Below are 3,670 nucleotides of genomic sequence, written 5' to 3'. Positions count from 1 at the left end.
GGAAGAGGAGGGCGTAGCGGTCCAGGGAGACCACGTCCCGGTGCAGAACGGCCGCGTCCAGCGCCCCGCCGATGAGCATCGGCCCCGCCAGCTCCGCGCCCTTCTCCAAGAGGAGGCAGAGGAAGGCGAAGGCCACGGCCCGGCGGTACGGCCGGAGAAACGCGAGCAGCCGCCGCGCCAACGCGGCGTCGTAGGCCTTCCCCAGGATCTCGTCCTCGTGCAGGTCCGGGATCGTCACGCGCGCTCCTCGAAGACGGCCGCCTCGCCCCCCACCGCCTCCAGCTCCCGCCGCAGCGCCTGCTGCCGCACCAGCGTCGCATACCGCCCGCCCGCCGCGAGGAGCTCCCGATGGGTCCCCCGCTCGAGGATCCGTCCCCCCTGGAGGACCACGATCTGGTCCGCCTCCATCACCGTGGAGATCCGGTGAGAGATGAGGAGGACCGTCCGGTCGCGGAGCGTCGCCTTGAGCTCTCGGAGGATCCGCTCCTCCGTCTCGGTGTCCACGCTGGAGAAGGCGTCGTCGAAGATCAGGATCGGGGCGCCGGTCACGAGGGCCCGGGCGAGCGCGGTCCGCTGCTTCTGCCCGCCCGAGAGGCGCACCCCCCGCTCCCCCAGGAGGGTGTCGAACTGGCGCGTGAACTCGTGAATGGTCGGCAGCAGGTGAGCGACCCGGGCCGCCTCCTCCAGCGCCTCCGGGGAGGCCTCCCCCCGCCCGAACAGGATGTTCTCCCGGATCGTGTCCGAGAAGAGGAAGATGTCCTGGGAGACCAGGGCGATATTCGCCTTGAGCTCCTGGAGCGGGATGGTGAGGATGTCCCGCCCGTCGAGGAAGAGGGTTCCGGGCGGCGCCTCGAACAGGCGGGGCAGCAGGTGGACGAGGGTCGTCTTGCCCGCCCCCACCTCCCCCACGATGCCGAGCCAGCTTCCCACCGGGATCCGGAGGGAGATGTCGTGGAGAACCTCGGGGCCGCCGTCGTATCGGAAGGAAAGGCCCCTGAACTCGATCTCCCCCCGGAGCCGGGCCGCCGCCGCCGGGGCAGGGAGGTGATGGCCCGGGGCGACCGGCTCATCCAGGACCTCCACCAGGCGCGTGAGCGCCGCCTTCCCCCGCTGGTAAAGGTTCACCACGTACCCCACGGCCATGAGGGGCCAGGTCAGGTTCAGCAGGTAGGCGAAGAAAGCCAGGAAGGCGCCGGGAGTCAGCACGCCCGCCAGGACCCGCCGCCCCCCGAGCCACAGGACCAGGACCGCCGACAGACCGGAGACGACCGAGAGCATGGGCCACATGAAGGCCCAGAGCCGGACCACCTGCAGCGTCCGGTCCGCGTAGGCCCGGCTCTCGGCCGCGAAGCGGCGGGCCTGGTTCTGCTCCTGGGCGTAGGCCTGGACGACCCGGATCCCGGCCAGGCTCTCCTGGACGAAGGTACTGAGGATCCCGAGCTGCTTCTGGACCTCCCGGTACCCCTGGTGGATCCGGTTGCCGTACCCCCGGACCAGGAGCGTGATGCCGGGCAGCGCGAGCAGGGCGACGGCCGTTAGCCCCGGGTCGAGGACCAGCATCAGGCTCAGGTTCAGGGCCACCAGGAGGCTCGAGTCCACCGCCGCCACCGCCCCGAAGCCGATGAGCTCGCGGAACTGCGTCATGTCGTTGGTCAGGCGCGACATCAGGTCTCCGGTCTTGACCCGATGGAAGTAGGCGAGAGGGAGGCGCTGCAGGTGCGCGTAGACCTGGTGGCGGACCTCGCACTCCACGTTCCGGGAGAACCCGAAGACGTTCGTCCGCCACACGTACCGGAACCCTCCCTGGAGGACTGCGGCCAGGACGATGAGCGCCGGATAGAGGAGAAGGGATGCCTGCCCCGCCGCGGCGGCCGGCAGGCTATCCAGCGCGTCCTTCATGAGCCACGGGATGGCGAGGCCGACCAGGTCCGTGGCCACGAGGGCGGCGAGGCCGACGAGAAGGGCGCGGCGGTGTCGCCTCAGGGAGGGGACGATGCGAGACAGGGCGGCGCGGATGCGGCCTCCGGCCGGGCGAGGGGAACGGCGAGGGGCTGCCGGGGGAGGCCCGGAGCACCCCCGGCAGCCCGAGGGGTATTCTACCCCGAGCCGCGGGGACGGGCAAGGCGCCGGGCGGCCGCGTCTTGACACCGCTTTCCCGCTCCGCTAAGGTTCACCTGCCTGCCTCTCCGGTGTGCTCAGCGCCGGGATTTTTCACGGAGGCCCTGCCGGAATCATGCACTTTGGAGGAACTTTACTGACCCCTGTTCACGCTTCACGTCGACCAGCGGACGCGTGACGGGCGGGTTCGCCTCGTGCGTGAAGGGGTATCTTCCGGCAGCCTTACCTATACAGTCCGTCACCGGGAATGCCCAATTTGGTACTGCCGAATATCCCTCATCCGACCGGTATCCCCTCGGTTTCCAACAGGAATCCACTTGGCATCCGCCTTGCTGCCCTGCTGAGGCCGACCAGCACGCTCAACATGCCGGTTCAGGCCGTGCGGGGGTGGCGAATCGCCTATGACTGACCAATCCTACCCTTTTGGGCGACCTTCCCTTAACCTCGGGGGGCGAAGATGAAGCTCACAATGCGATGTGTCGCCAGACTGGCCTTGCTCCTCATCATTGCCGGGATCGCAACAGGCTGCGCCCTCTGGAGCGAGCTCACGGGCGGGCAGCGCTCTCACCAGGCGAGCAGCGTGGTCGAGTACCTCTATCCGGACAAGGCCGAACCGGTAGAAACTCCAACCATCCCCACCCTGTCCCTGCCCCTGAAAGTGGGCCTCGCCTTCGTGCCGGAGGGTCAGCGCAAGGGCCGCTCCGGGCGCTCAGGCGAGCCGGTCTTCACCGAAAAGGAAAAGATCGCGCTGATGGAGGAGGTGAGCGGCCATTTCAAGAAGTACCCCTTCGTCAAGGCCATCGAACTGATCCCCACGGCCTACCTGACCCCTCGGGGGAGCTTCGCAAACCTGGACCAGCTTCGGACCATGTTCGGGGTGGACGTGATCGTCCTCCTCTCCTACGATCAGGCCCAGTTTACGGACGAGGGCTTCCTCTCGCTGAGCTACTGGACCCTGGTCGGGGCATACGTCATCAAGGGGGAGAAAAACGACACGAACACCATGATGGACGCGGCCGTGTACGATATCCCGAGCCGTAAGATGCTCTTCCGGGCGCCCGGCATCAGTCGCGTGAAAGGGACTGCCACGCCGATCAATCTGAGCGAGCAACTCAGACAGGACAGCGGAACCGGGTTCAAGCAGGCCGCCGGCAATCTGGTGGTCAGTCTCGAGCAGGAACTGGAGAGATTCCAGGAGAGAGTCAAGAAGTCGCCAGAGGAGATCACAGTCGTTCACAAGCCGGGATATCGAGGGGGCGGCAGCCTGGACGCCTCTGCCGTTGTTCTCCTCGCGGGAATCGCAGGGTACCTGCTGTGGGGACCGAGAAGCCGGGAGGCGCGGGCCGACAGATCCCGCTCGTAACGCTGCTCGTCGTCACGGGCGGAATCGTTACGTACGTGGTCCCCGGCTTGGCCTCGCAACTGGTCTATGACCGCACGGCGATCCTCGGTGGAGAGGGATGGAGGCTCATCACCGGCAACTGGGTGCATTTCTCCCCCAGCCATCTCCTGTATGACCTTCTTGCCCTGGGCATCGCCGGGTGGATCATCG

The 3,670-nt window shown here is 67.5% G+C and carries 4 protein-coding genes; 2 read left to right on the top strand and 2 right to left on the bottom strand.

What is annotated here, in order from left to right:
* Together VGT06_01695 and VGT06_01690 are read right to left on the bottom strand one after the other, a co-directional pair.
* Window positions 1-238 (bottom strand): ABC transporter ATP-binding protein (locus VGT06_01695; protein HEV8661845.1); only part of this gene is annotated, 238 nt, incomplete at its 3' end.
* Window positions 235-2,148: an ABC transporter ATP-binding protein gene (locus tag VGT06_01690; protein ID HEV8661844.1), complete on the bottom strand. Its 1,914-nt coding sequence runs from the start codon at window positions 2,146-2,148 to the stop codon at window positions 235-237. The genes VGT06_01695 and VGT06_01690, both read right to left, overlap by 4 nt.
* Window positions 2,149-2,575: 427 nt before the next feature.
* On the opposite strand from VGT06_01690, the gene rhlP reads away from it, so the two are divergent.
* Window positions 2,576-3,481 carry a rhombotarget lipoprotein gene (gene rhlP, locus VGT06_01685; GenBank protein HEV8661843.1) on the top strand — a complete coding sequence of 302 codons (906 nt, stop codon included), beginning with the start codon at window positions 2,576-2,578 and terminating at the stop codon, window positions 3,479-3,481.
* Window positions 3,433-3,670, top strand: a 238-nt coding sequence (locus VGT06_01680; protein HEV8661842.1) for a hypothetical protein, incomplete at its 3' end; no start/stop codon positions are given. The genes rhlP and VGT06_01680, both read left to right, overlap by 49 nt.

The sequence above is a fragment of the Candidatus Methylomirabilis sp. genome, assembly GCA_036000645.1.
GTDB lineage: Bacteria > Methylomirabilota > Methylomirabilia > Methylomirabilales > JACPAU01 > JACPAU01.
The sequence above is the reverse complement of the archived record's forward strand: the minus strand, read 5'-3'. Positions and strand labels throughout refer to the sequence as shown.